Origin of the sequence: Pokkaliibacter sp. MBI-7, from assembly GCF_029846635.1 — a bacterium.
Lineage (GTDB): Bacteria > Pseudomonadota > Gammaproteobacteria > Pseudomonadales > Balneatricaceae > Pokkaliibacter.
Genome location: NZ_JARVTG010000001.1, coordinates 1,164,450 through 1,189,858, shown reverse-complemented (window position 1 = coordinate 1,189,858; position 25,409 = coordinate 1,164,450). Strand labels below are relative to the sequence as shown.

General features: G+C 54.5%; 24 protein-coding genes. 20 read left to right on the top strand and 4 right to left on the bottom strand.

Annotated elements, in window-relative coordinates; all coding sequences use genetic code 11:
- Window position 1 precedes the first annotated feature (1 nt).
- On the top strand, window positions 2-919 hold the full coding sequence (secF, locus tag QCD60_RS05300) for a protein translocase subunit SecF (RefSeq protein WP_279783082.1): 918 nt from the start codon (window positions 2-4) through the stop codon (window positions 917-919).
- A 358-nt stretch (window positions 920-1,277) separates the two neighbouring features.
- On the opposite strand, the gene QCD60_RS05295 is transcribed toward secF, so the two are convergent.
- Together QCD60_RS05295 and ccsA are read right to left on the bottom strand one after the other, a co-directional pair.
- Window positions 1,278-2,600: an HlyC/CorC family transporter gene (locus QCD60_RS05295; RefSeq protein WP_279787886.1), complete on the bottom strand. Its 1,323-nt coding sequence runs from the start codon at window positions 2,598-2,600 to the stop codon at window positions 1,278-1,280.
- Between the two features lie 59 nt (window positions 2,601-2,659).
- On the bottom strand, window positions 2,660-3,385 hold the full coding sequence (ccsA, locus tag QCD60_RS05290; protein WP_279783081.1) for a cytochrome c biogenesis protein CcsA: 726 nt from the start codon (window positions 3,383-3,385) through the stop codon (window positions 2,660-2,662).
- Window positions 3,386-3,638: 253 nt separating this feature from the next.
- Here ccsA and ffh point away from each other — a divergent pair, with 253 nt between their 5' ends.
- The 18 genes from ffh to lysS all read left to right on the top strand — a co-directional run bounded on the left by ffh (window position 3,639) and on the right by lysS (window position 22,533).
- Window positions 3,639-5,015 carry a signal recognition particle protein gene (gene ffh / locus QCD60_RS05285; protein WP_279783080.1) on the top strand — a complete coding sequence of 459 codons (1,377 nt, stop codon included), beginning with the start codon at window positions 3,639-3,641 and terminating at the stop codon, window positions 5,013-5,015.
- A 213-nt stretch (window positions 5,016-5,228) separates the two neighbouring features.
- Window positions 5,229-5,486, top strand: a complete 258-nt coding sequence (gene rpsP / locus QCD60_RS05280; RefSeq protein ID WP_104155430.1) for a 30S ribosomal protein S16 — start codon at window positions 5,229-5,231, stop codon at window positions 5,484-5,486.
- Between the two features lie 37 nt (window positions 5,487-5,523).
- The gene (rimM, locus tag QCD60_RS05275) at window positions 5,524-6,051 is read left to right on the top strand and encodes a ribosome maturation factor RimM (protein ID WP_279783079.1); all 528 of its coding nucleotides are present in this window, start codon (window positions 5,524-5,526) and stop codon (window positions 6,049-6,051) included.
- 10 nt (window positions 6,052-6,061) lie between these two features.
- Complete coding sequence (trmD, locus tag QCD60_RS05270) at window positions 6,062-6,874, top strand: tRNA (guanosine(37)-N1)-methyltransferase TrmD (protein WP_279783078.1); 813 nt, start codon at window positions 6,062-6,064, stop codon at window positions 6,872-6,874.
- On the top strand, window positions 6,834-7,205 hold the full coding sequence (rplS, locus tag QCD60_RS05265) for a 50S ribosomal protein L19 (protein WP_104155433.1): 372 nt from the start codon (window positions 6,834-6,836) through the stop codon (window positions 7,203-7,205). The genes trmD and rplS overlap by 41 nt, the downstream gene beginning before the upstream one ends.
- A gap of 103 nt (window positions 7,206-7,308) precedes the next feature.
- Window positions 7,309-8,199, top strand: a complete 891-nt coding sequence (xerD, locus tag QCD60_RS05260; protein ID WP_279783074.1) for a site-specific tyrosine recombinase XerD — start codon at window positions 7,309-7,311, stop codon at window positions 8,197-8,199.
- 169 nt (window positions 8,200-8,368) lie between these two features.
- Window positions 8,369-9,088 (top strand): DsbC family protein, encoded by a 720-nt coding sequence (locus QCD60_RS05255; RefSeq protein ID WP_279783072.1) that lies wholly within the window; start codon window positions 8,369-8,371, stop codon window positions 9,086-9,088.
- Between the two features lie 371 nt (window positions 9,089-9,459).
- Window positions 9,460-10,764: a homoserine dehydrogenase gene (locus tag QCD60_RS05250; protein ID WP_279783070.1), complete on the top strand. Its 1,305-nt coding sequence runs from the start codon at window positions 9,460-9,462 to the stop codon at window positions 10,762-10,764.
- Between the two features lie 10 nt (window positions 10,765-10,774).
- Window positions 10,775-12,166: a threonine synthase gene (gene thrC, locus QCD60_RS05245; protein ID WP_279783068.1), complete on the top strand. Its 1,392-nt coding sequence runs from the start codon at window positions 10,775-10,777 to the stop codon at window positions 12,164-12,166.
- Between the two features lie 122 nt (window positions 12,167-12,288).
- On the top strand, window positions 12,289-13,077 hold the full coding sequence (locus QCD60_RS05240; protein ID WP_279783066.1) for a YdcF family protein: 789 nt from the start codon (window positions 12,289-12,291) through the stop codon (window positions 13,075-13,077).
- Window positions 13,078-13,117: 40 nt separating this feature from the next.
- Window positions 13,118-14,842: a single-stranded-DNA-specific exonuclease RecJ gene (recJ, locus tag QCD60_RS05235; protein WP_279783063.1), complete on the top strand. Its 1,725-nt coding sequence runs from the start codon at window positions 13,118-13,120 to the stop codon at window positions 14,840-14,842.
- 372 nt (window positions 14,843-15,214) lie between these two features.
- Window positions 15,215-15,985 (top strand): ATP-binding cassette domain-containing protein, encoded by a 771-nt coding sequence (locus tag QCD60_RS05230; protein ID WP_104155439.1) that lies wholly within the window; start codon window positions 15,215-15,217, stop codon window positions 15,983-15,985.
- A 203-nt stretch (window positions 15,986-16,188) separates the two neighbouring features.
- On the top strand, window positions 16,189-16,953 hold the full coding sequence (locus QCD60_RS05225; RefSeq protein WP_279783060.1) for an ABC transporter substrate-binding protein: 765 nt from the start codon (window positions 16,189-16,191) through the stop codon (window positions 16,951-16,953).
- 120 nt (window positions 16,954-17,073) lie between these two features.
- Window positions 17,074-17,763, top strand: coding sequence for an ABC transporter permease (locus QCD60_RS05220; protein WP_104155441.1), 690 nt, complete (start codon window positions 17,074-17,076; stop codon window positions 17,761-17,763).
- 2 nt (window positions 17,764-17,765) lie between these two features.
- A complete protein-coding gene (locus tag QCD60_RS05215) occupies window positions 17,766-18,458 on the top strand; it encodes an ABC transporter permease (RefSeq protein WP_104155442.1) in 693 nt (230 codons plus the stop codon).
- A 13-nt stretch (window positions 18,459-18,471) separates the two neighbouring features.
- Window positions 18,472-19,641 (top strand): beta-aspartyl-peptidase, encoded by a 1,170-nt coding sequence (iadA, locus tag QCD60_RS05210; protein ID WP_279783056.1) that lies wholly within the window; start codon window positions 18,472-18,474, stop codon window positions 19,639-19,641.
- A gap of 211 nt (window positions 19,642-19,852) precedes the next feature.
- Window positions 19,853-20,948 (top strand): peptide chain release factor 2 gene (prfB, locus tag QCD60_RS05205; protein WP_104155444.1). Its coding sequence is split into 2 segments (ribosomal slippage): window positions 19,853-19,924 and window positions 19,926-20,948, totalling 1,095 coding nucleotides; the frame shifts between segments, so codons are not numbered across the junction.
- A gap of 85 nt (window positions 20,949-21,033) precedes the next feature.
- Window positions 21,034-22,533: a lysine--tRNA ligase gene (gene lysS, locus QCD60_RS05200; RefSeq protein ID WP_104155445.1), complete on the top strand. Its 1,500-nt coding sequence runs from the start codon at window positions 21,034-21,036 to the stop codon at window positions 22,531-22,533.
- 115 nt (window positions 22,534-22,648) lie between these two features.
- Here lysS and QCD60_RS05195 read toward each other — a convergent pair whose 3' ends face one another.
- Window positions 22,649-23,278 (bottom strand): hypothetical protein, encoded by a 630-nt coding sequence (locus QCD60_RS05195; protein ID WP_279783053.1) that lies wholly within the window; start codon window positions 23,276-23,278, stop codon window positions 22,649-22,651.
- A gap of 213 nt (window positions 23,279-23,491) precedes the next feature.
- Between QCD60_RS05195 and ung the strand changes: the two genes are divergently transcribed.
- Window positions 23,492-24,187, top strand: coding sequence for a uracil-DNA glycosylase (gene ung / locus QCD60_RS05190; RefSeq protein WP_104155447.1), 696 nt, complete (start codon window positions 23,492-23,494; stop codon window positions 24,185-24,187).
- A 94-nt stretch (window positions 24,188-24,281) separates the two neighbouring features.
- On the opposite strand, the gene QCD60_RS05185 is transcribed toward ung, so the two are convergent.
- Window positions 24,282-25,331, bottom strand: coding sequence for a hypothetical protein (locus tag QCD60_RS05185; RefSeq protein ID WP_279783050.1), 1,050 nt, complete (start codon window positions 25,329-25,331; stop codon window positions 24,282-24,284).
- Between the last annotated feature and the right edge of the window lie 78 nt (window positions 25,332-25,409).

Below are 25,409 nucleotides of genomic sequence, written 5' to 3'. Positions count from 1 at the left end.
GATGGCTGCTGTAAAGCGCGTCATTGATTTTATGAAGCTGCGGCATATGTTCGCCGCTATCTCCCTGGTAGCAACCCTGATCTCGTTGGGATCACTGGCTGTGCAGGGTTTGCAGTTTGGTCTGGATTTTACTGGCGGTACGCTGGTAGAGGTGCAGTTTGCACAGGACCAGAATCTGGACAAAGTGCGTGGTCAGCTGGAAAAGGCCGGCCTTGAGAGTGCTGTAGTGCAGAGCTACGGAACCCTGCGCGACATCGTGGTACGAGTGGCTTCTACAGAGCAGGCCAAGGTGGGTGATCAAGTCATGGCTGCACTGCAGTCTGACGGTGCCGATGTGACGCTGAAACGTACCGAGTTTGTCGGCTCCCAGGTGGGGGGCGAGCTGCGTGATCAGGGCGGTCTGGGCATGTTGCTGGCTCTGGCTGGGGTCATGCTGTACGTGGCGGCACGTTTCCAGTTCAAGTTCTCGTTTGCGGCGGTGTTATCACTGGTGCACGACGTGATCATTGTGCTGGGCGTATTCTCCCTGTTCCGGATTGAGTTTGATCTGACCGTGCTGGCCGCAGTGCTGGCTGTCATTGGTTACTCTCTCAATGACTCGATTGTGGTCGCTGACCGTATCCGTGAAAACTTCCGCAAAATGCGTAAAGCAGTGCCTGTCGAGGTGGTTAATACCGCTATGACTGACACTCTGGGGCGGACCACCATCACTTCATTGACCACCTGGTTGGTGGTGTGGGCGTTGTTCCTGTTCGGCGGCGACATGATTCATGGCTTCGCGTTGGCACTGTTGATTGGTATCGGCGTGGGAACCTACTCATCGGTATATGTCTGTGCCAGTCTCTTGATCTATCTGAAAGTATCGCGTGAAGATCTGTTGCCTCCTGCCAAGGAAGAGCTGGTTGACGATCGTCCCTGATCAGACTGGATGATGAATGGCAATGAAGGGCGCCTTAGTGCGCCCTTCATTGTTTTTGAGGTAGTGAAAATATGTCGGTGATGATCATCTGTTCATAAGGTGATGAGCTCATCGGACCATTGTCCGTACTCTCCGTTATCAGGAGAGTAACTCGCTAACGGAGTAGTGGAGTGGCTATCGCGCGCGGATGGTTGTCAGATGCTGGAGTGCTGGAGTGCTGGAGTGCTGGAGTGCTGGAGTGCTGGAGTCGGGTTGGACTGTTCGTGAACTGCTACCGGGGGGGGGGCTGTTCTGAGGTGCTAAAAGCAACAAGGGAGCCATTGGCTCCCTTCTTATGTACATGGACTGCGGTGCGATCTTACTCTTCGACGCTGTAGGCACGTACAGATTTTATGAGATTGTCCTTGATTTGCAGTGTCTCAAAACGGTAATCACCAATTTGCACACAGGTATTGGCCTGCGGAATGGCCTCCAGCGTTTCGACGATCAGGCCATTGATTGTTTTCGGCCCTTCGGTAGGCAGCTCCCAATGCAGTGCCTTGTTGATATCACGGATGTTGGATGTGCCGTCAATGATGATGCTGCCATCATCCTGATGAACGATATCCTGATCCTCTACATCCTCTTTGGTGGATAGCTCGCCTACGATCTCTTCCAGAATGTCTTCCAGTGTGATGGCGCCAATAATATCGCCGTATTCATCCACTACCAGACCCAGCCGCTTGTTCTCTTTCTGGAAGTTGAGCAGCTGGGTATGCAACGGGGTGTTTTCAGGTATGAAGTAGGGCTCAAAAGCCTGCTCGGCAATCAGTTCTTTGGTAACTGGTTCGTCCGATTTGATCAGCTTGGCTACGCTACGCATGTGTAACACACCGACGACATTGTTTATTTCACCCTGATAAAGCGGAAGGCGTGTGTAGCGACTTCTGGCGATTTGCTCAAGGATGGTCTCAAGATCATCATCCAGATCTATGCCTTCAATATCGTTCGCTGGAATCATTACGTCATTCACTGACACTCGCTCAAGGTCAAGAATGCTGAGCAGCATGTTCTGATTGCGACGAGGCATCAGCGCGCCTGCTTCGTGCACGATGGTGCGCAGTTCTTCTGTGCTCAGGTGATGGCCCGCACCAGTGTTCGCCTGCAGTCTGAACAGGCGCATAATCCCGCTGGTAATCTGATTGACTGTCCATACAAAGGGATACAGCAGAGTGAGTAAAGGGGTAAGGATGACCGCTGCCGGGAAGGCGATACGCTCTGGGTGCAGGGCCGCGTAGGTTTTGGGGGTCACTTCGCCAAAAATAATAATAACAACTGTGAGAATGGCGGTGGCTATGGCGATACCTGCATCGCCCCAGATTTGCGTCGCAATAACGGCCGACAGTGATGCCAGTAGGGTGTTTACAAAGTTATTACCGATCAGGATGACACCAATCAGGCGTTCTGGACGCTCAAGTAACTTGGATGCGCGTGTGGCGCCTCTGTGCTTGCTTTTTACGAGGTGACGTAGGCGATAACGGTTCAGAGACATCATCCCGGTCTCGGAACTAGAGAAAAATGCAGAGAGGAAAATAAGAATGACCAAGATAATGACTAAGGCCACTATGGGTATGTCGTTCAAGACAGGGTTAACCTCGTAACGCGAATCGGAAACAGAGTTGTATTCGCTCGGCCGGGGCAGTGTCAAGCATCAGTGCTACCGACCTATTGTGTTTGGTCGATGATAGCGTGTTTTGCTCATCAGGCACGGTGAAGAATGTATTCCAGTACCAGCTTGGTACCGAAAAAACTCAGCATAAGTACTACAAAACCTCCAATAGTCCAGCGTACTGCGGTACGACTGCGCCAGCCGAAACGGTAATGGCCAACCAGCAGGGTGGCGAAGATAAACCAGGCCAGTATCGACAGAATGGTTTTGTGGATCAGGTGCTGTACAAACAGATTCTCCACAAAGAAGAAGCCACTGCCCAAGCCTATGGTCAGGAAAATCAGCCCCACCCAGATTAACTCGAATAACAGTTTTTCCATGGTCATCAGTGGTGGGAGTGCTTTGGTCAATGCACTGGGCTTGTGATGTTTTAACTGCCAGTTCTGCCGCGACAATAGCAGTGCCTGCACCAAGGCCAGTGTGAAGAAAGCATAGGCAATCATGGAGGAGGCAATATGCAGGTCTAGGCCGGGGTCATATTCATGAGACAGCCCTTCCGCAGGCACCAGGGCGCTGAGAATGACAGTCAGCGCAGCCATCGGATAAATCACTACCAGCAGGTTTTCCAGTGGGCGGGTAAGGATACTGGCTAGGGCTAACAGAACAATGATGCAGGCGATTAGGGATGCTGTAATAAAGAAATCAAAACGCAGGCCATTGTCGGTGATCAGGGTGTGGGAAAGTGAAAATGCCTGTGCAATAGCGCCAGCCAGGCCGAGCATCAGGATCAGGTTGCGACTGCAGACGGGCTTGTTCATCAAGGCACGGCACTGTAGCGCACCTCCAGTCAGGTAGGCCAAAACGGCAAGAGCATAGGCACTGAAGAGAATCATTGATCAGCTATCCATTGTCCCGCTTGGCATTGGCTGGCCGCACGGTATTGGGTTAAATCCGTATGTTATTGAAAGTGGCATTCGTGCCTGGGCAAGGCGTCGGATATAATAGCCGAAATTTGATTTTTACAGGTACGTCTGGCAGTGATCATCGGCGGGCGTCAATTAAGGGCACATCATGTTTGACAATCTAACGGAACGTTTATCCCAGACCTTAAAGCATATTACCGGCCAGGCCAAGCTTACTGAGGACAATGTCAAAGACGCGTTGCGTGATGTGCGCATGGCCCTGCTTGAAGCGGACGTCGCCCTGCCTGTGGTCAAAGAGTTTATAGGTAAGGTCAAGGAGCGTGCCATTGGTCAGGAAGTGACGCGCAGCCTCAGCCCTGGGCAGGTGTTTATCAAGATTGTCCAGCAGGAGCTGGTCAGCATCATGGGTGATGCCAACGAGGCGCTCAATCTGTCTGCTCAGCCTCCCGCAGTGGTGATGATGGCGGGTCTGCAAGGCGCGGGTAAAACCACTTCTGTCGGTAAGCTGGCCCGCTTCTTAAAGGAGCGGCACAAGAAGTCAGTCATGGTGGTGTCAGTGGACGTTTATCGTCCTGCGGCTATCAAACAGCTGGAAACCCTGGCGAATGAAGTCGGGGTCAATTTCTTCCCCAGCCAAAGTAATCAAAAACCGCTCGATATCGCTCAGGCAGCTATTCAGCACGCCAAAATTCAGCACTACGATGTGGTGTTGCTGGATACTGCCGGCCGTCTGCATGTTGATGAAGCCATGATGGAGGAGGTGAAGCAGCTTCACGCTGCCGTCAAGCCCATCGAGACCCTGTTTGTGGTTGATGCCATGACGGGTCAGGACGCCGCCAATACTGCCAAGGCATTCAATGATGTGTTGCCATTGACGGGGGTCATTCTGACCAAGACCGACGGCGATGCTCGTGGCGGTGCGGCCTTGTCTGTTCGTTACATTACAGGTAAGCCCATCAAGTTTCTGGGGGTTGGTGAGAAAACCGAAGCCCTGTCGCCTTTCCATCCTGATCGTGTTGCCTCTCGTATTCTTGGTATGGGCGATGTGCTGTCGCTGATCGAAGAAGCTGAGCAGAAGATGGACCGCAGCAAGGCTGAGAAGCTGGCGTCCAAACTGAAGAAAGGCAAAGGTTTCGATCTGGAAGATTTCCGTGATCAGCTGCAACAGATGAGCAACATGGGAGGCATGGCTGGTCTGATGACCAAACTGCCGGGAATGGGGCAGCTGACCCAGAATGCTGATATGGGCGCAGCCGAAAAGAACATGAAGCAGATGGAGGCGATCATCAACTCCATGACTCCCAAAGAGCGACGTAATCCTGATCTGATTAACGGCCCACGCAAGCGTCGTATTGCCATGGGGTCCGGCACTCAGGTGCAGGACGTCAACAGACTGCTGAAACAGCACAAGCAGATGCAAAAAATGATGAAGCAGATCTCCGGCAAAGGTGGTCTGGCGAAGATGATGCGTGGCATGAAGAGTATGTTGCCACCAGGAATGGGCGGTGGCATGCCGCGTCTTTGATTTTTCTGTTAACTGTTTTTTTGCGCCATTGCAGGTGCTGGTAAGTGGTTGTGTCTCTGCTGAAAAAGTAAACAAAACCTTTGCCTGAGTTCGGTACTGCAAGTAGAATACTGCGCCTTATGACTCGGCAGACTTCCCTGAGAGGGCTGCCGGTTCCTAAAACGGTGGGCGATATCAAAACCCATCCAACACTCAATAGAGGATCGATCGCACATGGTAACTATCCGTTTGGCTCGTGGCGGCTCCAAAAAGCGTCCTTTCTACCACATCACTATTGCTGACCAGCGTAATGCACGCGACGGTCGCTTTATTGAGCGTGTAGGTTTCTTCAACCCCATCGCCCGTGGTGGTGAGCAGCGTCTGAACCTGGACATGGCTCGCGTTGCCTACTGGACCGAGAAAGGCGCACAACCTACTGATCGTGTTGCCCAACTGATCAAAGAAGCTGCCAAAGCCCAGGCTGCGGCGTAACTGATAGGGTAATGAGCTGAGATTTCCGGATCGCCTGATGCAAAGCAAAGAAAACCTGCTCGTCATGGGGCGCATTACCTCGGTGTACGGCATAAAAGGCTGGGTAAAGGTTTATTCCTTTACTGATCCGATGGAGAACATCTTTGCCTACACTCCCTGGAAGTTACAGCTTAACGGTCAGTGGCGAGAAATCGTTATTGATCAATGGCGTATTCATGGCCAGGGCTTGGTAGCCCATATTAAAGGTTGTGATGATCGTGAGGTGGCCCGGCAGTATTGCGAGGCTGACATCAACATTGATCAAGGCCAGTTACCTTCTCTTGAGGAAGGTGAGTATTACTGGCATCAGTTGGAAGGTTTGCAGGTGACGACCACTGAGGGCGTACTCCTTGGTGAGGTTGATCATCTGATGGCAACAGGCGCAAATGATGTGCTTGTGGTCCGACCCTGCGCAGGTAGTGTTGATGATCAGGAACGTCTGATCCCCTATCTGTTGGGTCATCATGTTAAGGAAGTGAGCCTGGAGCAGCAGCGTCTGGTTGTCGACTGGGATCCCAGTTTCTGAGGCCAATGACGTGTGGATAGGTGTTGTATCCCTGTTTCCAGAGATGTTCCGGGCTGTAGGCCTCTACGGCGTCACTGGTCGGGCAGTTAAAGAAGGCAAGCTTAGTCTGCAGTGCTGGAATCCACGGGATTTTACCCATGACCGGCATCGTACTGTAGACGACCGTCCCTACGGGGGAGGGCCTGGCATGCTGATGAAGGTGCAGCCGTTAACGGATGCAATTCATGCAGCTAAACAGGCTTCCAAGGTTAAGCCTCATGTGATCTATCTGTCGCCGCAAGGCCGCAAGCTGGATCAGCAGGGGGTAAGAGAGCTGGCTGGATACGACGCCCTGATTCTGGTGGCCGGGCGTTACGAAGGTATTGATGAACGGGTCATTCAAACCGAGATTGATACCGAGTGGTCGGTTGGTGACTTTGTGCTGAGTGGCGGTGAGCTGCCAGCCATGGTGATGATCGATGCTGTAGCGAGGATGCTTCCGGGGGTGCTGGGTCATGAAGGGTCTGCTGAGCAGGACTCCTTCAGTGCAGGATTGCTTGACTGTCCGCACTATACCCGCCCTGAAGACATGAGTGGGCTGGCGGTTCCGCCGGTGTTGTTGAGTGGCAATCATGCAGCGATTGAGCGCTGGAGAATGCAGCAGCAACTGGGCAGAACCTGGCAGCGCAGACCTGAATTACTGGAACGACTGGCTCTGACCAAACAACAGCAAAAGCTTTTGGCAGAATTTATCCGTATCGAGGCAGATAAGGCCGATGCGGACAAGAAATTAGGAGCGAGCGATGAGCAGCAAGAACCTGATCATTCAGCAGATCGAAGCTGAACAAATGAACAAAGAAGTCCCTGCTTTTGGCGCAGGTGACACTCTGGTTGTACAAGTACGTGTTGTGGAAGGTGATCGCACCCGTCTGCAGGCCTTTGAAGGCGTTGTAATCGGTAAGCGTAACCGTGGTCTGAACTCTGCTTTCACCCTGCGTAAGATTTCTCACGGTGTGGGCGTAGAGCGTACTTTCCAGACTTTCAGTGCTAGCATCGAATCCATCGCGGTTAAGCGCCGTGGTGACGTTCGTCAGGCTAAACTGTACTACCTGCGCGACCTGTCTGGTAAAGCAGCACGTATCAAAGAAAAAATCGTTGCCAAGAACAACGGCTAATAAGCTGTCTGTTTACGGAAACGTTCAAAAAGGTGGCCTAGGCCACCTTTTTGCATTTTGGGCAATGACTGCCTAGGGACTGTCGGGGAGGTGTTGTGGCGCGATGATCGATGCTCAGCGTATTGACCATTATCTGGATGCCTTGTGGCTGGAGAAGGGACTGAGTCAGCACAGTCTTGATGCCTATCGTCGTGATCTGACTGTCTATCTGCACTGGCTGGTAGAGGAGCGTGGGTTATCCCTGCTCGGTGTGTATGCCGATACCCTGCAGGACTATCTGTACTGGCAGTTCGAACGGCAGGCGAAAAGCTCGTCGGTGTCTCGCTACCTGTCTTGTTTGCGTGGTTTTTACCAGTATGCGGTACGGGAAAAGTGGCTGAGCGTTGATCCGTCAGCCTTGCTGACTCATCCCAAGCACGTTCGCCCTTTACCAAAAAGTCTGAGTGAGGATGATGTTGAAGCGTTGCTGCAGGCGCCGGATGTTGAAACGGCGCTGGGGTTACGTGATCGTGCCATGCTTGAAGTGCTTTACGCATCAGGCTTGCGTGTCAGTGAACTGGTGGGACTGGAGTTGAGTCAGCTTAGCTTGAGTCAGGGGCTGGCGCGAATCTGGGGTAAGGGCAGTAAGGAACGTCTGGTGCCACTGGGGGAAGAGGCGCTGTTCTGGCTGGAGCGCTATTGTCGTGATGGGCGTCCTGCGTTGTTGAAGGGGGAAAGTCCGGTGCTGTTTCCGTCTAACCGAGGTGTCGCCATGACGCGCCAGACCTTCTGGCACGCGATCAAGCGTCATGCGCTGACGGCCGGGATTAGTAGCGAGATTTCTCCTCATACCTTGCGCCATGCTTTTGCTACTCATCTGCTCAATCACGGCGCAGACTTGCGGGTGGTGCAGATGTTGTTGGGGCACAGTGATCTATCGACGACGCAAATCTATACCCATGTAGCTCGTGTGCGTTTGCAGCAGCTGCATGCAGAGCATCATCCGCGTGGATGATACTGACAACGGTAGTGCGTTGCCGTTAAAGATGAATTGGGGTAGCGTAGCCCACTTCGCAGACCTGAGTGACCGCCGTGAGGTGCGGTGCAGGGAGAGGGAACTTAGCCATGCCATTTCAGTCTCATCGGTATGTGCGAGCGAATTTTGAAATAGCCGAGGTGATGTCATGATATTCAAGCGCCTTGCCCTAGTGGCGGCTCTGCTCTGCAGTCATTCTGTGCTGGCCGCTACGCCGGAAGAGGTTATTCGTGCGGAACTGGATAAAGCCTATCCCGGTCTGCCCATTACCGAGATCGCACCGGCTGCCATCGATGGGATGTATGAAGTGGCGCTGGGCACGGGCGATATGCTCTATGCCAGCAAGGACGGTAAGCATTTTGTTGCTGGTAATCTGTTCGAAGTCAGTGACAAGGGCTTCATCAATTTGACCGAAGCCAAGCAGAATAAGGCGCGGGCACAGCTGATGGCGAGTGTGCCCAAAGATGCTGCGATTGTTTTCCCTGCAGAAGGGCAGCGTAAAGCCAGGCTCTTTGTATTTACCGATGTTGATTGTGGCTATTGCCGCATGCTGCATAAAGAAATTGGTGCACTGAATGCGAAGGGAATAGAAGTGAACTATCTGGCCTTCCCTCGTACCGGTATTAATAGCCCCACTTACGACAAGATGGTGTCGGTGTGGTGTTCAGATGATCCTCAGCAGGCACTGACCGAAGCGAAAACAGGCGCCGTTCCTGCAAGCAAGAGTTGTGATAATGCCGTTGCCAGCGACTATCGCTTAGGGCAGCGAATCGGTGTAACAGGAACACCTACGCTGGTCATGGAAGACGGTCGCGTCATTCCCGGCTATATGCCTGCAGACGAGCTGGCAAAAGCCATGGGGTTGTGATTATTCCCTTCTCTATCTGAGGCTTTCTTGTGCTTGCATGACACCGTATCGCATACCGATACGGTGTTTTGCTTATGCGCAGGTAAAAGCATCAAAGGCCCGCCGTTCCTGCGTTGACAGCAGCAATCCGGCCACTTAATGTGTACAGTCCTTTATCAGGCAGCCTGTGGTTGAGGTTGATATATGGCCAGAGGGTGTGGGGTGAAAGATGACCTCTGTTCTCAATATCTGGCCTGTCGTCCTGACTGATTGCCGCAGAATTTTCCGCCGTCTGAACTTCGTCGCATTCTTGCGCGACGATACTGAACCACCCACCGTCCAGATGGACACATGAAGGTGGTGCAGAGCAACCTGTGAAATGGGGTAAAAACTTGAAACCTGTCAAAGTTGGCCTGTGTGGCTTGGGTACCGTTGGTGCGGGTACTCTCAACGTCCTCAAACGCAACGCTGAAGAAATCTCCCGTCGTGCTGGTCGCCAGATTGTTATTGATCTGGTCAGTATTCGTCGCCCTCGTCCTGAACTGGATTTGGCTGGCATTCGCACGACCACGGATATTATGGACGTGGCCAACGACCCTGACATTGATATTCTTGTTGAGCTGATCGGCGGCTATGACAACGCCCATGAGCTGGTCATGACGGCCATCAGGAACGGAAAACATGTGGTCACTGCCAACAAGGCGCTGATTGCTGTGCATGGTAACGAGATTTTTGCAGCTGCCCGTGAAAACAAAGTCATGGTCGCTTTTGAGGCTTCTGTGGCAGGCGGTATCCCGATTATCAAGGCGATCCGCGAAGGTCTTTCCGCCAATACCATCCAATGGGTGGCAGGTATCATCAATGGCACTGGCAACTTCATCCTTACCGAAATGCGGGAGAAGGGGCGTGATTTTGCTGATGTGCTGAAAGAGGCGCAGGCGCTGGGTTACGCTGAGGCGGATCCTACCTTCGATGTAGAAGGTATCGACGCTGCGCACAAGCTGACGATCCTGGGTTCGCTGGCCTTTGGTATCCCATTGCAGTTTGAACGTACCTTTACTGAAGGGATCAGCCGGATTGCACCTGAAGATGTCACCTATGCGGAGGCGCTGGGGTACACCATCAAGCATCTGGGGATCGCCCGTCGTACCGTAAATGGTGTTGAACTTCGTGTACATCCGACGCTTATTCCGACCAAGTGTCTGCTGGCAGCGGTTAATGGTGTGAAAAATGCTGTCATGGTGCAGGGTGATGCTGTCGGTCCTACTCTTTATTACGGCGCCGGTGCGGGAGCTGAGCCAACTGCTTCTGCGGTAGTCGCTGACATCATTGATGTCACCCGTACCCTGACTGCTGATCCGAACAACCGTGTTCCGCACCTGGCATTCCAGCCAGATCATCTGTCTGACCTGCCGGTTGTGCAGGTTGATGAGATCGAAACCGCTTACTATCTGCGCATGCAGGTTAAAGAAAAGCCCGGTGTGCTGGCACAGATTACCCGTATCCTGAGTGATGCCGGGATCAGCATTGAAGCCCTGCTGCAGAAAGAGCATGGCACAGCCAATGCTCCGGTGATCATCCTCACCAAGCAGGTGCGTGAAGGTAATATGAATCAGGCCATTACGGCCATTGAACAACTGGACGACGTACAGGGGCAGGTAACCCGGATGCGTGTGGAACATCTGGATCTGGCCTGAGGAAGCAGCAATGAAATATATCAGTACTCGTGGCCAAGCGCCGGTGCTGGGCTTTGAGGAAGTGTTGCTGGCCGGTCTGGCCAGCGATGGTGGGCTCTATGTACCCGAGCAACTGCCTGGCTTCAGCAAGGAAGAAATCACCAGCTGGCGTGGGCTTTCTTACGCTGATCTGGCCTTCAAGGTGATTCAACCTTTCGTCGCTGGCGCTATTGCTGACGCTGACCTGAAAACCATGATTGACGATACCTACAAGGTGTTCCGTCATCGTGCCGTCGCACCGTTACAGCAGCTCGACAGCAATGAGTGGGTGCTGGAGCTATTCCATGGCCCGACACTGGCGTTCAAGGATTTTGCCCTGCAGCTGTTGGGTCGTCTGATGGATCATGTGCTGGCCAAGCGTGGTGAGCGTCTGGTGATCATGGGAGCGACATCGGGGGACACCGGTTCCGCCGCGATCGAAGGCTGCCGTCACTGTGAGCATGTGGATATTTTTATTCTGCATCCTTATCAGCGCGTATCCGAAGTTCAGCGCCGACAGATGACGACGGTGTTGGCCGATAATGTCCATAACATCGCTCTGGAAGGCAATTTCGATGACTGCCAGCAGATGGTCAAGGACAGCTTCGCCAATCAGGCCTTCCTTAAAGGTGCTCGACTCGGAGCGGTCAACTCGATCAACTGGGCACGCATCATGTCCCAGATCGTTTATTACTTTGCCGCAGGTCTGGCGCTGGGGGCACCGGATCGTGAAGTGTCGTTCTCGGTACCGACCGGTAACTTCGGCGATATCTTCGCCGGTTATCTGGCCAAACAGATGGGCCTGCCGATTCAGCAGCTGGTGGTAGCTACTAACCGCAATGATATTCTTCATCGTGCGATCAGCAGTAACGACATGAGCCGTCAGGGTCTGGTGCATACCCTGTCACCGTCCATGGACATCATGGTATCCAGCAACTTTGAACGCATGCTGTTTGAGATCTATGGCCGTGATGGCGCGGCTATCAATGACCTGATGCAGCGCTTCCGCAACGAATCGGTCAGTCTTGATCCTGCCCGCTGGGAGTCCGTACGTGAGCTGTTTGACAGCTTCTGCGTCAATGATGATGACACTGTAGCGACAATTGCCGAGGTGCATGCTGAGACGGGCTACCTGCTTGATCCGCATACGGCCATTGGTGTTCGTGCTGCACGTGCCTGTCGCCGGGATAACAATGTACCTATGGTGACACTGGCCACGGCACATCCCGTCAAATTCCCTGATGCCATTATCAAGGCGGAACTACAGACTCCGGCCCTGCCTGAGGCCATGGCCGATCTGTTCGAGCGTGATGAGCGCTACCAGGTGCTGGCTAATGATTTGCAGCAGGTGCAGGGTTACATGGCTGCTACCCTGAAAATCTGAGAGCCCAATCACATACTGCTGCAAGTCGGTTCACAGGCCTCCGCCAGGACGGCTCTGTACTGACTTGCTCAGTCGTGAGTAGGCCTTTGGTGGAGTTGCCTGTGACTGCTGTTGGAATGTGAATGGAATCACTGCTGTATTATGCTGCCAAGCTGTTCTGGTTTCTGATGAGGCCGGAGCAGCTGTGTCTGGTGCTGCTTATTCTTGCCTGGTGGCTGATTCGTGCTGGCCGTCGGCTGGGTCAGCATCTGCTGGCGGGCGTCATCCTGTTTTTTGCCCTGTTGAGCGTGTGGCCCGTAGGCGACTATCTTCTGCAACCTCTGGAGGATCGTTTTCAGCGGGCGTCACTGACGACAGACATCGCCGGGATTATCGTCCTGGGGGGCGGGGAAGAGGCGGAGTTATCCAAAGCCCGCGGTACCGAAGAGTTCAACTGGGCCGCAGAGCGGTACATGGCATTGCTTCCGTTGTTGCAGAGTTATCCGCAAGCCAAAGTTCTGGTGAGTGGTGCCAGCGGTAATCCACTGGCACAGCATATCAGTGGGGCCATTGTGGCTGAGCGCTGGTTGCGCGATGCGGGGGTCAAAGCTGATATCGTGTTTGAGCACAAGGCACGCAATACCTGGGAAAATGCCAGTAATCTGCAGCCCTGGCACTATCAGGATTCGCGGCCCTGGCTGCTGGTGACATCTGCTTTCCATATGCCCCGGGCTGTAGGTGTCTTTCGTAAGCAAGGCTGGAATGTAGTCGCCTATCCGGTGGACTATCGCAGTTTTCCGCCCGGGCAGTCGCATATCAATACCAATCTTTCCGAAAACCTGTTCACCTTGTCAGTTGGCTTGCGTGAGTGGGTTGGCTTGCTCGCGTATCATCTGACCGGGCGAACCTCATCCTGGCTGCCGGCTCCCTGAGCTGGTAGTGCTATTTCTCCAGCCAGTGGCATTGCAAAACATGGCAACCCAAAAACTGATCCGTACACGCCCACTTCCGACAGAGCTGCCAGCTGCGCTGCAATCCCTTCCACCTCTTCTGGCCCGTATCTATGCGGCTCGTGGTATACAGCACGATAGTCAGCTGGCTCGTAATGTGGAGTATTTGCTAGCTGCAGAACAGTTAAAAGGAATGGCTGAGGCAACCCAGCTGATTGCCGATCATATCCAGCGTGGTTCAACCATTTGTGTTGTCGGCGACTTCGACTGTGACGGGGCGACCAGTACGGCTTTGGGTGTACTGGGTTTGAGAGATCTGGGGGCTGCACAGGTCGGTTTTCAGGTGCCCAATCGTTTCGAGTATGGCTATGGCTTGTCACCTGAGCTGGTGGCAGACCTGCCTGCCGATATTGACTTGCTGATTACGGTGGACAATGGCATTGCCAGTATCGCCGGTGTTGAAGCTGCCAAAGCGCGCGGTTGGCAAGTGGTGGTAACTGATCATCACCTGGCCGGTGATGAGTTGCCACAAGCCCACGCTATCGTTAACCCCAATCAGCCTGGCTGTAGCTTCCCCAGCAAGGCGTTATGTGGCGTGGGGGTCATGTTCTACGTCCTGGTGGCGTTACGCCGAGAGCTGGAGCAGCGTGGCTGGTTTGCTGAGCGTGCCAAGCCTAATCTGGCGTGCTATCTGGATATTGTTGCTCTGGGGACCGTCGCTGACGTGGTGTCGCTGGATACCAATAATCGCATTCTGGTGCATCAGGGGCTGCAGCGCATTCGGGCTGGCAAGGCACGCCCCGGTATTCTGGCGCTGCTGAGGGTGGCCGGGCGTGATCATAGTCGTATCACGGCTGCGGACCTGGGTTTTGCCGTGGCGCCAAGACTGAATGCGGCCGGGCGTCTGGATGACATGTCGGTCGGTATCGAGTGTCTGCTGACAGATACTGCTCCTCTGGCTGATTTTTATGCCAGCCAGCTCAATGAAATGAATCTGGCGCGGCGTGAAATCGAGCAGGACATGCAGCATCAGGCGCTGCATCATCTGGATCGGCTGGAGCTGGATAAGGATGGACTGCCCTGGGGGCTCTGTCTTTACCATCCTGACTGGCATCAGGGTGTAATCGGTATTCTTGCGTCACGCATCAAGGAGCGGGTGCACCGTCCGGTCATTGCCTTCGCACAGGGAGAGCAGGGAGAGATCAAGGGATCGGCCCGGTCTGTTGCAGGCCTGCATATTCGTGATGCGCTGGCGGCGGTGGATGTACGCTATCCCGAGCTGATCGCCAAGTTTGGTGGTCACGCCATGGCGGCTGGCCTGACACTGCGTGACGGCGCCTTTGATGACTTCAAGCTGGCCTTTGACCAGCAGGTTCGCACGATGATGAGCGAGGATGATCTGCAGGCGGTGATTGAAGTGGATGGTGAGTTGCACGAACAGGAGCTGAGCCTCGACAATGCCTGGCTTTTGCGCAAGTCCGGGCCCTGGGGGCAGCACTTCCCTGAGCCATTGTTTGCCGGTGAGTTTGAGCTGCTGCAACAACGGGTGGTCGGTGAGCGCCATCTTAAACTACAATTGCGCACCCTGTCGGGGCGGATGCAACTGGACGCGATTCATTTTAATGCTGATCTGTCCGTCTGGCCGAGTGCCTGCAAGCGCGCGTATGTAGTTTACAAACTGGATGTGAATGAGTTTCGGGGTGAGGTCAGTCTGCAGTTGATGGTGGATTACCTGGAGCCTCGTTAGGTTGTATGTGATGTCGGCAAGCAGCGAATCCATCGGATTGACTGCTTGAGGTTGTGCAATTTTTATAATCGCGACCTGAACTGTTGAAAATGGGCTCCACCGGGGTCCATTTCCCTCGTCTTATGGTAGTAATGAGACCCGCTAATAATAAAAACAATGGGATGCAAAATGACTACCCCACACATGCCCTCAATAGATGCAACGGAGATTGCACGACGACTGGTCGCCACAACTGGCACTGCCCTTGCAGACTGGTTGCCGGCTGTCAGTTAACTCCGGGTTGCAGCCCTGTACAGACGATCTAGTCTTAACGGATCACGATCTCACTACAGCTCGATATTTATAAAGCGATTTATATAAAAGGTAGTTTCGATGTCACAAGCGACCCTAGAAGTCACCGACCTGAGCAAATCCTTCGGTAATCACCGGGTACTGGACAAGGTATCCCTGACTGCTAACAAAGGAGATGTGATTTCCATTCTGGGCTCCTCCGGCTCAGGGAAAAGCACCTTCCTGCGTTGTCTGAACCTGCTGGAAATGCCCAATGATGGCGATGTACGGGTTAAGGGTGAGCTGATTGAAATGACCAGGCCCGATGTCCGTGGAGAACGGACCCCGAAAAACATGCGGCAGGTAGAGCGTATTCGCTCCAAGCTGTCGATGGTGTTCCAGGGGTTCAACCTGTGGGGACATATGACCGTGCTGCAGAATATCATCGAAGCACCCGTGCACGTCCTTGGCCAATCACGCGCCGAGGCGACCGAGCGTGCTCATGCCCTACTGCAGCGTGTCGGGCTGTACGAGCGTCGTGATTATTACCCGGCACACCTGTCGGGTGGACAGCAGCAGCGTGCGGCCATTGCGCGAGCTCTGGCGATGGACCCTGAGGTCATTCTGTTTGATGAACCGACCTCTGCACTGGATCCTGAGCTGGTGGGCGAAGTGCTCAAGGTGATGCGTGAGCTGGCAGAGGAAGGGCGAACCATGATTGTGGTGACCCACGAAATGTCCTTTGCCCGCGATGTGTCGTCACAGGTGATGTTCCTGCATCAGGGACAGATCGAAGAGCTGGCACCTCCCAGCGAATTCTTTACCCAACCGCGTTCAGAGCGGGTGCGGCAGTTCCTGTCTACCCAGTATTAATGGCATGCCTGTCTTCGGCTGATCAAGCCACAGTCTGATGCTGTGAGCGAGATGCAGTGGAAGTCGGCAGGCTTTTGAACAGGCGTGTTCTGCAAGCGCTTTCTATACTCAAACTCCGTTTGTCCGTTGTGGGTGCCGGGCGGTAGGCGTCAGGTATTCCATAGCCGGATGATGATCAGAAAAACTATCTAGGAGCAGTACAGATGAAGAAACTCCTGACCGTCACAGCCCTGGTTGCAGGTCTGAGCATGGCTCAAGTGCAGGCGAAGGATTGGAACAACATCCGTATCGGTGTTGAGGGTGCCTACCCTCCGTTCAGTTCAGTCACTCCTGAAGGTGAGCTGGTCGGTTTCGACATCGATATCGCCAAGACCCTGTGCGAACAGATGCAAGCCAAATGCGAATTCGTCAAGCAGGACTGGGACGGTATCATCCCTGCGCTGCTGGCACGTAAATACGATGCCATCATCGCCTCCATGTCCATCACCGAAGAGCGCAAGAAGAAGGTCGCCTTCTCTGATAAGTACTACAACAGCCCGGCTGAGTTCATCGCGCCCAAGGGCAGCAGCCTGGTGATCAATGCCGACGGCCTGAAAGGCAAGAAAATCGGCGTGCAGCGTGAAACCATTCACGACAAGTATGCAACCGAGCATTATCCCGATGCAGAAATCGTGCGTTACGGCACCCAGGACGAGGCTTACCTTGACCTGCAGGCCGGTCGTGTCGACGCCCTGCTGCTGGATGCGGTGGCAGGCGAAGACGGCTTCCTGAAAAAGCCTGAAGGTGCCAACTATGCCTTCATCGGTGAACCTATCCAGTTGAGCGAGGAAGGTGCTGGTATTGCTATTCGCAAACAGGACACCGACCTGGTTGAGAAGTTCAATAAGGCTATCGCTGATATCCGCGCCAACGGTAAATATGACGAAGTGGCGAAGAAATACTTTTCCTTCGACATCTACGGCAAGTAATCGCTGTTAGTGGAGTGCCGGCAGGCTCTGTGGAGTCTGCCGGTGATGCTGCCGGGCCCTACCGGACCGGCAGACTGATGACAAACGAACGGGCGAGCTCCGTTTGACGAAGGTATCTCCATGTTAGATTTGCGTGGCTACGGGCCGATGCTCCTTGAGGGCGCCTCGCTCACTATTGAAGTGGGTCTGTGTTCATTAGTGGTGGCGTTGGTGCTGGGCACTCTCACTGCGCTAGCCAAGCTTTCCACCTCGCGGTTTTTACGCAGTGTTGCTGCGGTATACACCACGGTTATTCGTGGCATTCCTGATCTGGTATTGATGCTGCTGATCTTCTTCGGTGGTCAAGTGGCGGTTAACAATGCTGCGCTGGCACTGGGTTATGAAGATTACATCGACATCGACCCCTTTATCGCAGGGGTATTGTCCATCGGATTTATTTTTGGTGCCTACATGGCTGAAACCCTGCGCGGTGCCTATCTGGCCGTGGATAAAGGTCAGCGTGAAGCGGCGATGGCCTACGGCATGCGAGCCGGGCAGATTTTCTGGCGGGTTATGGTGCCGCAGTTGATGCGTCATGCATTACCCGGACTGGGCAACAACTGGCTGGTACTGCTCAAGACGACGGCACTGGTATCGGTCATCGGTCTTGATGATATGGTGCGCAAGGCAGGCCTTGCGGCGGGAGCGACCAAGCTACCATTCACTTTTTATATGGTCGTGGCTGCCATTTTCCTGCTGTTTACTACCGTCTCAGTGTTGTTGTTGCACTGGGCTGAGCGTCATTACGGCAAAGCCTACCGGAGAGCCTGAGTATGGATTTTTCAATTATTGCGGATAACTGGCCGCTGTATATGCAGGGGCTGGGGCTGACCCTGCAGCTGGTCGCACTGTCTCTGGTGATCGGTTTCTGTATTGCACTGCCTTTGGCCCTGATGCGTCAGTCGAGCATCAAGGCGGTCAGCTGGTTCGCCTGGGGGTATATCTATTTCTTCCGTGGCACGCCTCTGCTGGTACAGCTGTTCATCATCTATTTCGGTCTGGGGCAGTGGGAGTGGCTGAAAACCACCTGGGCCTGGGATCTGTTCAAGGAAGCCTACTTCTGCGCGTTGTTGTCTTTCACTCTCAATACCGCAGCCTACAGTGCCGAAATTATTCGCGGCGCTATTGCGGCTACACCGCATGGTGAAGTAGAGGCAGCCGTCGCCTACGGCATGAGTCCGTTCAAGCGCATGTTCCGCATTATTCTGCCCAGTGCTGCACGGCGAGCGCTGCACGCCTACAGCAATGAAATTATTTTCATGCTGCATGGCAGTTCAGTGGCTGGCATCATTACCCTCAACGATTTGACCGGTGTTGCACGTTTGGTGAACTCCCGTTATTACAGCCCGTTTGAGGCCTTTCTGACGTCGGGGCTGATCTACCTGTGTGTTACGTTTGCTATTGTTGCGGCGGTCAAGGCGCTGGAAAATCGCTGGCACGCACACCTGCGTCCACGTACGGCCTGACAGGAGAATCCCCATGCTGACGCTGATCCGTAACGCTGATATCTATGCTCCGGCGCCGTTGGGTGTCCGCGATGTACTGATCTGTGATGGGCGAATTGCCGCGGTAGAGGACAGGATCAGTCTGCAGGTATCGACGCCTCTGCTGGAGGTGGATGCCGGCGGGCGGCGTCTGGTGCCTGGCTTGGTGGACTCTCTGGTGCATATCACCGGCGGTGGTGGCGAGGGTGGCCCTCATACCCGAACGCCTGAGCTGCAGTTGTCCCAGGCCATCAGGGCAGGGGTGACCACTGTCATTGGTGCATTAGGGACCGATGCCGTGAGCCGTTCACTGGAAGATCTGGTCGCCAAGGCTCGGGCACTCAATCATGAGGGCATCAGTGCTTACTGTCACACGGGTTCTTATCAGATACCGGTGACCACCCTGACGGGCAGCGTTGAGCGTGACCTGATGCTGGTGGACGTGATGCTGGGGGTGGGTGAGGTGGCGCTGGCGGATCACCGCTCATCGCAGCCGACCCTGAATGAGTTCAAGAAAGTCGTCGCGGCGGCACGTGTCGGTGGCATGCTGGCGGGTAAAGCAGGAACGGTGCTGGTACATATGGGGGATGCCCCTGAGCAACTGGCGCTGATCGAGCAGCTGTTTGCCAGCACTGATATTCCCAGGCGGCAGCTGCAAGTGACTCATATCAACCGCAACCGCTCGCTATTTGAGCAAGGCATCGCCTTTGCCAGTGAGGGGGGCTTCATTGACCTGACAACCAGCACCTCCGAGCAGTTCCTCAAATGGGGGGAAGTACCTTGTGGACAGGGGCTGGCGCGCCTGCTGGAAGCGGGGGTGCCCTTGTCGCAGATCAGCTTCAGCTCGGATGGTCAGGCCAGCCTGCCGGTCTTTGATGAGCAAGCCAATCTGATCGGGCTGGATGTGGGGCAGCTGGGTAGTCTGTGGGTGGCTGTCCTGGACGCGATCAGGGCTGGTGTGCCCTTCGCTGATGCCATTCAGGTGGCTTCTTTCAATCCGGCACGCCTGCTGGGCTTACAGCGCAAAGGACGTATTGCGGTCGGCGCTGATGCTGACTTGTTGCTATTGGATGACAACCTGCACATCCATACCGTGATGGCCAGGGGCCATTTACTGATGGCAGATCAGCAGCTATACAGCTGTGGAACCTTTGAAAAAGTGTAGGTATTTGTCGCTGCACACTTTGCTTGTTTGATAAGTAGGTCAACAAGAAGCAGCGATTGGCTGCTTCTTTCTCCCCCTGTATCCCGCCATCCTGATGACAAGCAGTTTCTGCTCAGTCATTTATCCATGGGCCATCTTCGGCTAAAATGCCCGGTTTGTTCGATCACTCATCTGATCATACCGTCACAGCTGAACAGACAAGGCCACGCTGATGGAAATCAACCCGATTGTTTTACGCATTAAAGACCTTCAGGAGCGCTCTGATGCGCTGAGGGGGTATCTTTGACTTCGATACCAAGAAAGAACGCTTGGTCGAAGTAACCCGCGAACTTGAAGACCCCACTATCTGGAACAATCCGGAAGTGGCGCAGAATCTGGGTAAGGAGCGTGTGGCTCTGGACCAGATCGTGACGACGCTGGAGAGTATGGAGCAGGGTCTGCAGGACGCCCGCGAACTGCTGGAAATGGCAGCCGCCGAGGAAGATGAAGACGCTGTGGCCGATGTCGAAACCGAACTAGACAGCCTGGCGACCGAGCTTGAGAAGCTTGAGTTCCGCCGTATGTTCTCCGGTGAGGCCGATCCCAACCACGCTTTCCTGGATATTCAGGCAGGCTCCGGCGGTACCGAAGCTCAGGACTGGGCCAGCATGCTGCTGCGTATGTACCTGCGCTGGGGTGAGGCCAAGGGCTTCAAGACCGAAATTATCGAAGTGTCTGATGGCGAAGTGGCGGGTATCAAAAGCGCCACCATCCGCTTCGAAGGCGAGTATGCCTATGGCTGGCTGCGTACCGAAACCGGTGTTCACCGTCTGGTGCGTAAATCACCGTTCGACTCCGGCAATCGTCGCCATACCTCGTTCTCTTCCGTTTTCGTGTCGCCTGAGATCGATGACAACGTCAGCATCGAGATCAATCCGGCCGACCTGCGTGTCGACGTCTACCGTGCCTCCGGTGCCGGTGGTCAGCACGTTAACCGAACTGAGTCTGCGGTGCGTATCACCCACGTTCCTACCAACACGGTCGTCGCGTGTCAGAGCCAGCGCTCACAGCACCAGAACCGTGATTTCGCCATGAAGCAGCTGAAGGCGAAACTGTACGAGCTGGAGATGCAGAAGCGTCGCGAAGCCGCTCAGGAACTGGAAGACTCCAAGGCCGACATCGGTTGGGGCAGCCAGATTCGCTCCTACGTACTGGATGATGCGCGGATCAAGGATCTGCGTACCAGCGTCGAGACCCGCAATACCCAGTCGGTGCTGGATGGCGACCTGGACAAGTTTATTGTCGCCAGTCTCAAGGCCGGTCTGTAAGCGATAGCGAAACGAAACAGGGCTATGGCCAACACAGCCCCTTTCCACGTAACAGGATCTATACCTGCAACAGGATTTACCCCTGATGAGCAATGAAAGCAAAACTGTCTCTGTTGAGCAGGACGAAAACAAACTGGTCGCCTTGCGCCGCGAGCGCCTGCAGCAGCTGCGTTCCAAGGGCGTAGCCTTCCCCAATGATTTCCGCCGTGATCACTTCCTTGGCGATCTGCTCTCGCAGTATGGCGACAAGAGTAAGGAAGAGCTGGAAGCGCTGGGCCTGAAGGTGAAGGTGAGCGGTCGTCTGATGCTGAACCGTGGTGCTTTCATGGTGATTCAGGACGTCAGCGGCCGTTTGCAGCTGTACGTCAATCGCAAAGGTCTGGAAGCCGATGTGCTGGAAGACATCAAGACCTGGGATCTGGGTGATATCGTTGCCGCCGAGGGTGTGCTGCACAAGTCAGGCAAGGGCGACCTGTACGTCGACATGACTTCGCCACGCCTGCTGACCAAGGCGCTGCGTCCGTTGCCGGACAAACACAAAGGTCTGCAGGATACCGAAATGCGTTATCGCCAGCGCTATGTGGACCTGATCAGCAATGAAGAGTCGCGCAATGTATTCCGTGTGCGCTCGCAGATCGTTGCCGGTATCCGCCGCTTTATGGGTGACCGTCAGTTCCTTGAGGTGGAAACACCCATGCTGCAGGTGATTCCCGGTGGTGCTTCGGCACGTCCGTTCATTACTCACCACAATGCGCTGGATCGTGACATGTACCTGCGTATTGCCCCTGAGCTGTATCTGAAGCGTCTGGTGGTGGGTGGTTTTGAGCGCGTATTCGAAATTAACCGCAACTTCCGTAACGAAGGCCTGTCTACGCGTCACAATCCTGAGTTCACCATGATGGAGTTCTATCAGGCCTATGCAGATTACAAGGATCTGATGGACCTGACCGAGGAGCTGCTGCGCACCCTGGCGCAGGACATTCTGGGGACCACGACACTGAAATATCAGGGTGCCGAGTACGATCTGGGTAAACCTTTCGTACGCATGAGCATGCTGGAGTCTATCGTGCACTTCAATCCGGAGATTCGTCTGGAGCAGCTGACTGACTTTGATCAGGCCAAGGCGCTGGCCAAGTCACTGCGGGTGGACGTCAAGCCGACCTGGGGCCTGGGTAAACTGCAGACGGAAATCTTTGAAGCCACTGCCGAGCACCGTCTGGATCAGCCCACCTTCATTACCGAGTATCCTGCTGAGGTGTCTCCGCTGGCGCGCCGTAATGATGACAATCCCCACGTTACGGATCGCTTCGAGTTCTTCATCGGTGGCCGTGAAATTGCCAACGGCTTCTCTGAGCTGAACGACCCTGAAGATCAGGCTGAACGTTTCATGCAGCAGGTAGCAGAGAAGGATGCGGGCGACGATGAGGCCATGTTCTATGATGCCGATTATGTCAATGCGCTGGAGTACGGCTTGCCCCCGACCGCTGGTGAAGGCATTGGTATCGACCGTCTGGTTATGTACTTCACTGATTCCGCATCCATCCGTGATGTGATTCTGTTCCCGGCCATGCGCCCGGAAGTGTGATGTACACCTGAGGCATCTTTTCGCCTGACGCAAAAAACCGCAGCCATTGAGCTGCGGTTTTTTTATGTCTGTTCATATGCTCCGGGTGTTGCTGAATCTTTAGGTTGCTGAATCTTCAGGGCATGGCTGGCGTGCCGGGCGCGGTCGTCGTAGCAGGAGGTGCAGGCGACGGCATGGTGCTGCCGGGATGGGGGGCAGTGGGACTGGATTTGATTTGCTTCAACAGGTTCTGCAAGCGCTCAAGGCGGGCCTTGCTGGCTTCGTTGGCGACATTCATGCGGCGGTTGTATTCATCAAACCAGGTGCGGGAGCCTCGCACCATATCACTCATTTCCTGCATGCCGGTCTTCAGATTGGTCAGAAACTCCTGATAGTTGCCTTCTTGTTCAATCATCAGCGCCAGCATCTGTGCAGAGCTGGAGGCAGCTACTCCCTGCTCGAGGGTGTCCAGCATGCTGGCCATTTGTTCTGCTTGCTGTTGTTGCTGACTCAGCAGTGTTTTCCAGTCCCGGTAGTCGGTCTCGATACGCTGGGTGTCCTGTTGCCACTGGGTGGTCATGGCATCGACCCTAGCTGACAGAGAGCGGACCGACGGTGTGGGTACCCAGAGCCACAGATTGACCGAGATAAGCAGGGATGCAGCAGCGAGCATCAGGGCCACCATGGGGATGCTCAGGGTTATCTTGAGATTGAGTCTGGTTTTTTTCTGGTCTTGCTCTGTGGGAGCCTGGGGTTCCTGCTTCATATGTGCTTCCTGTTGCTGTCGACCGCCGTTCATCATTGTACAAAGGGGAGGGCAACGAAATAAGGTGTTTTCTTAGAACGTATTCATGATCTGCTGCTGTGTCGGCTAAACGGCCTTGCTGCAGCTGACTGCACATTGGTTGTCAGTCCAGGCTGTGCTGTTACTATAGCCTGCTCCCGAGGGGAGTGTTTTACCGGTGGCAAGGAGATATGAATGACACTTCGTGTTGATCCCAGTTGGCAACCCTGGTTGGAAGCCGAACTGGCTCAGCCCTACATGTTGCAGCTCAAGCAGTTTCTGCGGGAGCAGAAGGATGCCCGCAAGGTGATCTATCCGCGCTCTCAGGACTGGTTTAATGCCTTCCTCTATGTCCCCTTTGAGCAGATCAGGGTGGTCATTCTGGGGCAGGACCCCTATCACGGCCCAGGGCAGGCTCATGGGCTGTGCTTCTCGGTATTGCCGGGCGTGCGGATTCCCCCTTCACTGCAGAACATCTATAAAGAGTTGCAGCGGGATCTGTCAGTGCAGCCTGTCGGGCATGGCTGTCTGATTCCCTGGGCTGAACAGGGGGTGATGCTGCTCAATGCGGTGCTGACCGTGGAGCAGGCACAGGCAGGGGCGCATCAGGGCCGCGGCTGGGAGACATTCACTGATCATGTGGTGGAGCGTTTGAACCGCGAGCGGGACGGGCTGGTCTTTATGCTGTGGGGCAGTTATGCACAGAAGAAAGGGCGTGTGATTGATCGCAGTCGCCACTGTGTGCTGGAGTCCGTGCACCCTTCACCCTTGTCAGCGCACCGAGGATTTATCGGTAACGGACACTTCTCGGCTGCCAACCAGTGGCTGCAGCAGCATGGCCAGTCGCCTGTGGACTGGCAGTTGCCAGCGCAGTATCAGCTACCAGAATAGTCTCAGTGTCCAGCAAAATAGTTTCAGTGTCAGATACAGCAAGCCCATCTTATCGATGGGCTTGCTGTATTGTGCCGTCAGTTTTTGTGGGTATTCAGAGTTTTGGCCGATTACGTTCAAACACTTCGGGGTCGATGATATAGGGCAGAGGCTGGATGTCCAGCACCGCGCTTTCATCCCCGTCCAGCCAGCAGGGTTCGCTTTCTGCTTCCTGCTTGTACAGTACTGCCAGTAGCGCATAGCGCCCGTCGCTGAGCTGGGCGACTCGTACCACCTGTCCCAGGTCTTCCTTGCTCTGGCAATGAATGGTTTGGCCAGTGTAAGGGCGTGAGGATGTGCTTACTCCGGCGCGGAACAAATGGCGTTTCAGCTTGCCCAGATACTGCATACGCGCCACGATTTCCTGTCCGGTATAGCAGCCTTTCTTGAAGCTGACACCGCCGATGGCTTGCAGATTCATCATCTGTGGAATGTGCTGCTCACGTGTGGCCAGCGTCAGATCAGGCAGCGCCGCTGCAATTTCCAGCGCCTCCCAGTGTTCGCTGCTGGCCAGATTGGCGTGCTCCGTCAGCGGTACCCAGAGCTTCTTCGCGGTTTCAGGCTGCAGCCAGAGTTCAAAGCGTGGCTGTTCTCCGGCAACACGAATGATCCAGCCGCCGTCAATGGTCAGTACGTCATCGACATTTTCAGGAGCCGCGTCGAACAGGGCGTACAGAATATTGTCAGACCCTTTGCCAGCCAGGCCCATGCGGATGATGTCATCACTGCGATCCTGAAGCTGCGCTTTGAAGAAGACAATGTATTTACTCAATACCGCTCTGGTAGGTTCTACCAGCTCCCGGCGCATACCGAACAGATAGCCGCTATCGGACTTCACCAGACGAAACAGGCTGAGCAGTGAGCCTTTGGGGCTACAAAGCCCGCCAGGGCTGGACTTGCTGGCGTTCAGCGCTGCGACGTTGCAGGTCAGCTGGCCTTGCAGAAATTTTTCTGCGGCTTCACCGTCGCAGCCAAGAATGCCCAGATAGGACAGATCCATCAGCCATGGGCGATCAGCCGGTGGTGTAGCGAAGTTGGTTTGGAAACCGTCGTGGTTCCAGGCGGCACCTTGTTGTTCGAGAAAGGCTTGCCAGAAGCTGTTCATAGTTAGCCGTCGCTTGGGTACTGGGGGCGATAAATACAGGATTCTTTAGGTTTGTTCACTGCCGCTATGCCGTTGAGC

Excerpts from the sequence above, each read along its gene's own strand:
- rimM (WP_279783079.1), top strand. The coding sequence starts at position 5,524 with ATGCAAAGCAAAGAAAACCTGCTCGTCATGGGGCGCATTACCTCGGTG.
- QCD60_RS05185 (WP_279783050.1), bottom strand. The coding sequence starts at position 25,331 with ATGAACAGCTTCTGGCAAGCCTTTCTCGAACAACAAGGTGCCGCCTGG.
- secF (WP_279783082.1), top strand. The coding sequence starts at position 2 with ATGGCTGCTGTAAAGCGCGTCATTGATTTTATGAAGCTGCGGCATATG.
- lysS (WP_104155445.1), top strand. The coding sequence starts at position 21,034 with ATGAGCAATGAAAGCAAAACTGTCTCTGTTGAGCAGGACGAAAACAAA.
- QCD60_RS05220 (WP_104155441.1), top strand. The coding sequence starts at position 17,074 with ATGTTAGATTTGCGTGGCTACGGGCCGATGCTCCTTGAGGGCGCCTCG.
- QCD60_RS05240 (WP_279783066.1), top strand. The coding sequence starts at position 12,289 with ATGGAATCACTGCTGTATTATGCTGCCAAGCTGTTCTGGTTTCTGATG.
- recJ (WP_279783063.1), top strand. The coding sequence starts at position 13,118 with ATGGCAACCCAAAAACTGATCCGTACACGCCCACTTCCGACAGAGCTG.
- QCD60_RS05225 (WP_279783060.1), top strand. The coding sequence starts at position 16,189 with ATGAAGAAACTCCTGACCGTCACAGCCCTGGTTGCAGGTCTGAGCATG.
- xerD (WP_279783074.1), top strand. The coding sequence starts at position 7,309 with ATGATCGATGCTCAGCGTATTGACCATTATCTGGATGCCTTGTGGCTG.
- QCD60_RS05230 (WP_104155439.1), top strand. The coding sequence starts at position 15,215 with ATGTCACAAGCGACCCTAGAAGTCACCGACCTGAGCAAATCCTTCGGT.
- thrC (WP_279783068.1), top strand. The coding sequence starts at position 10,775 with ATGAAATATATCAGTACTCGTGGCCAAGCGCCGGTGCTGGGCTTTGAG.
- ccsA (WP_279783081.1), bottom strand. The coding sequence starts at position 3,385 with ATGAACAAGCCCGTCTGCAGTCGCAACCTGATCCTGATGCTCGGCCTG.
- rplS (WP_104155433.1), top strand. The coding sequence starts at position 6,834 with ATGAGCAGCAAGAACCTGATCATTCAGCAGATCGAAGCTGAACAAATG.
- QCD60_RS05195 (WP_279783053.1), bottom strand. The coding sequence starts at position 23,278 with ATGAAGCAGGAACCCCAGGCTCCCACAGAGCAAGACCAGAAAAAAACC.
- QCD60_RS05215 (WP_104155442.1), top strand. The coding sequence starts at position 17,766 with ATGGATTTTTCAATTATTGCGGATAACTGGCCGCTGTATATGCAGGGG.
- ung (WP_104155447.1), top strand. The coding sequence starts at position 23,492 with ATGACACTTCGTGTTGATCCCAGTTGGCAACCCTGGTTGGAAGCCGAA.
- QCD60_RS05255 (WP_279783072.1), top strand. The coding sequence starts at position 8,369 with ATGATATTCAAGCGCCTTGCCCTAGTGGCGGCTCTGCTCTGCAGTCAT.
- iadA (WP_279783056.1), top strand. The coding sequence starts at position 18,472 with ATGCTGACGCTGATCCGTAACGCTGATATCTATGCTCCGGCGCCGTTG.
- ffh (WP_279783080.1), top strand. The coding sequence starts at position 3,639 with ATGTTTGACAATCTAACGGAACGTTTATCCCAGACCTTAAAGCATATT.
- rpsP (WP_104155430.1), top strand. The coding sequence starts at position 5,229 with ATGGTAACTATCCGTTTGGCTCGTGGCGGCTCCAAAAAGCGTCCTTTC.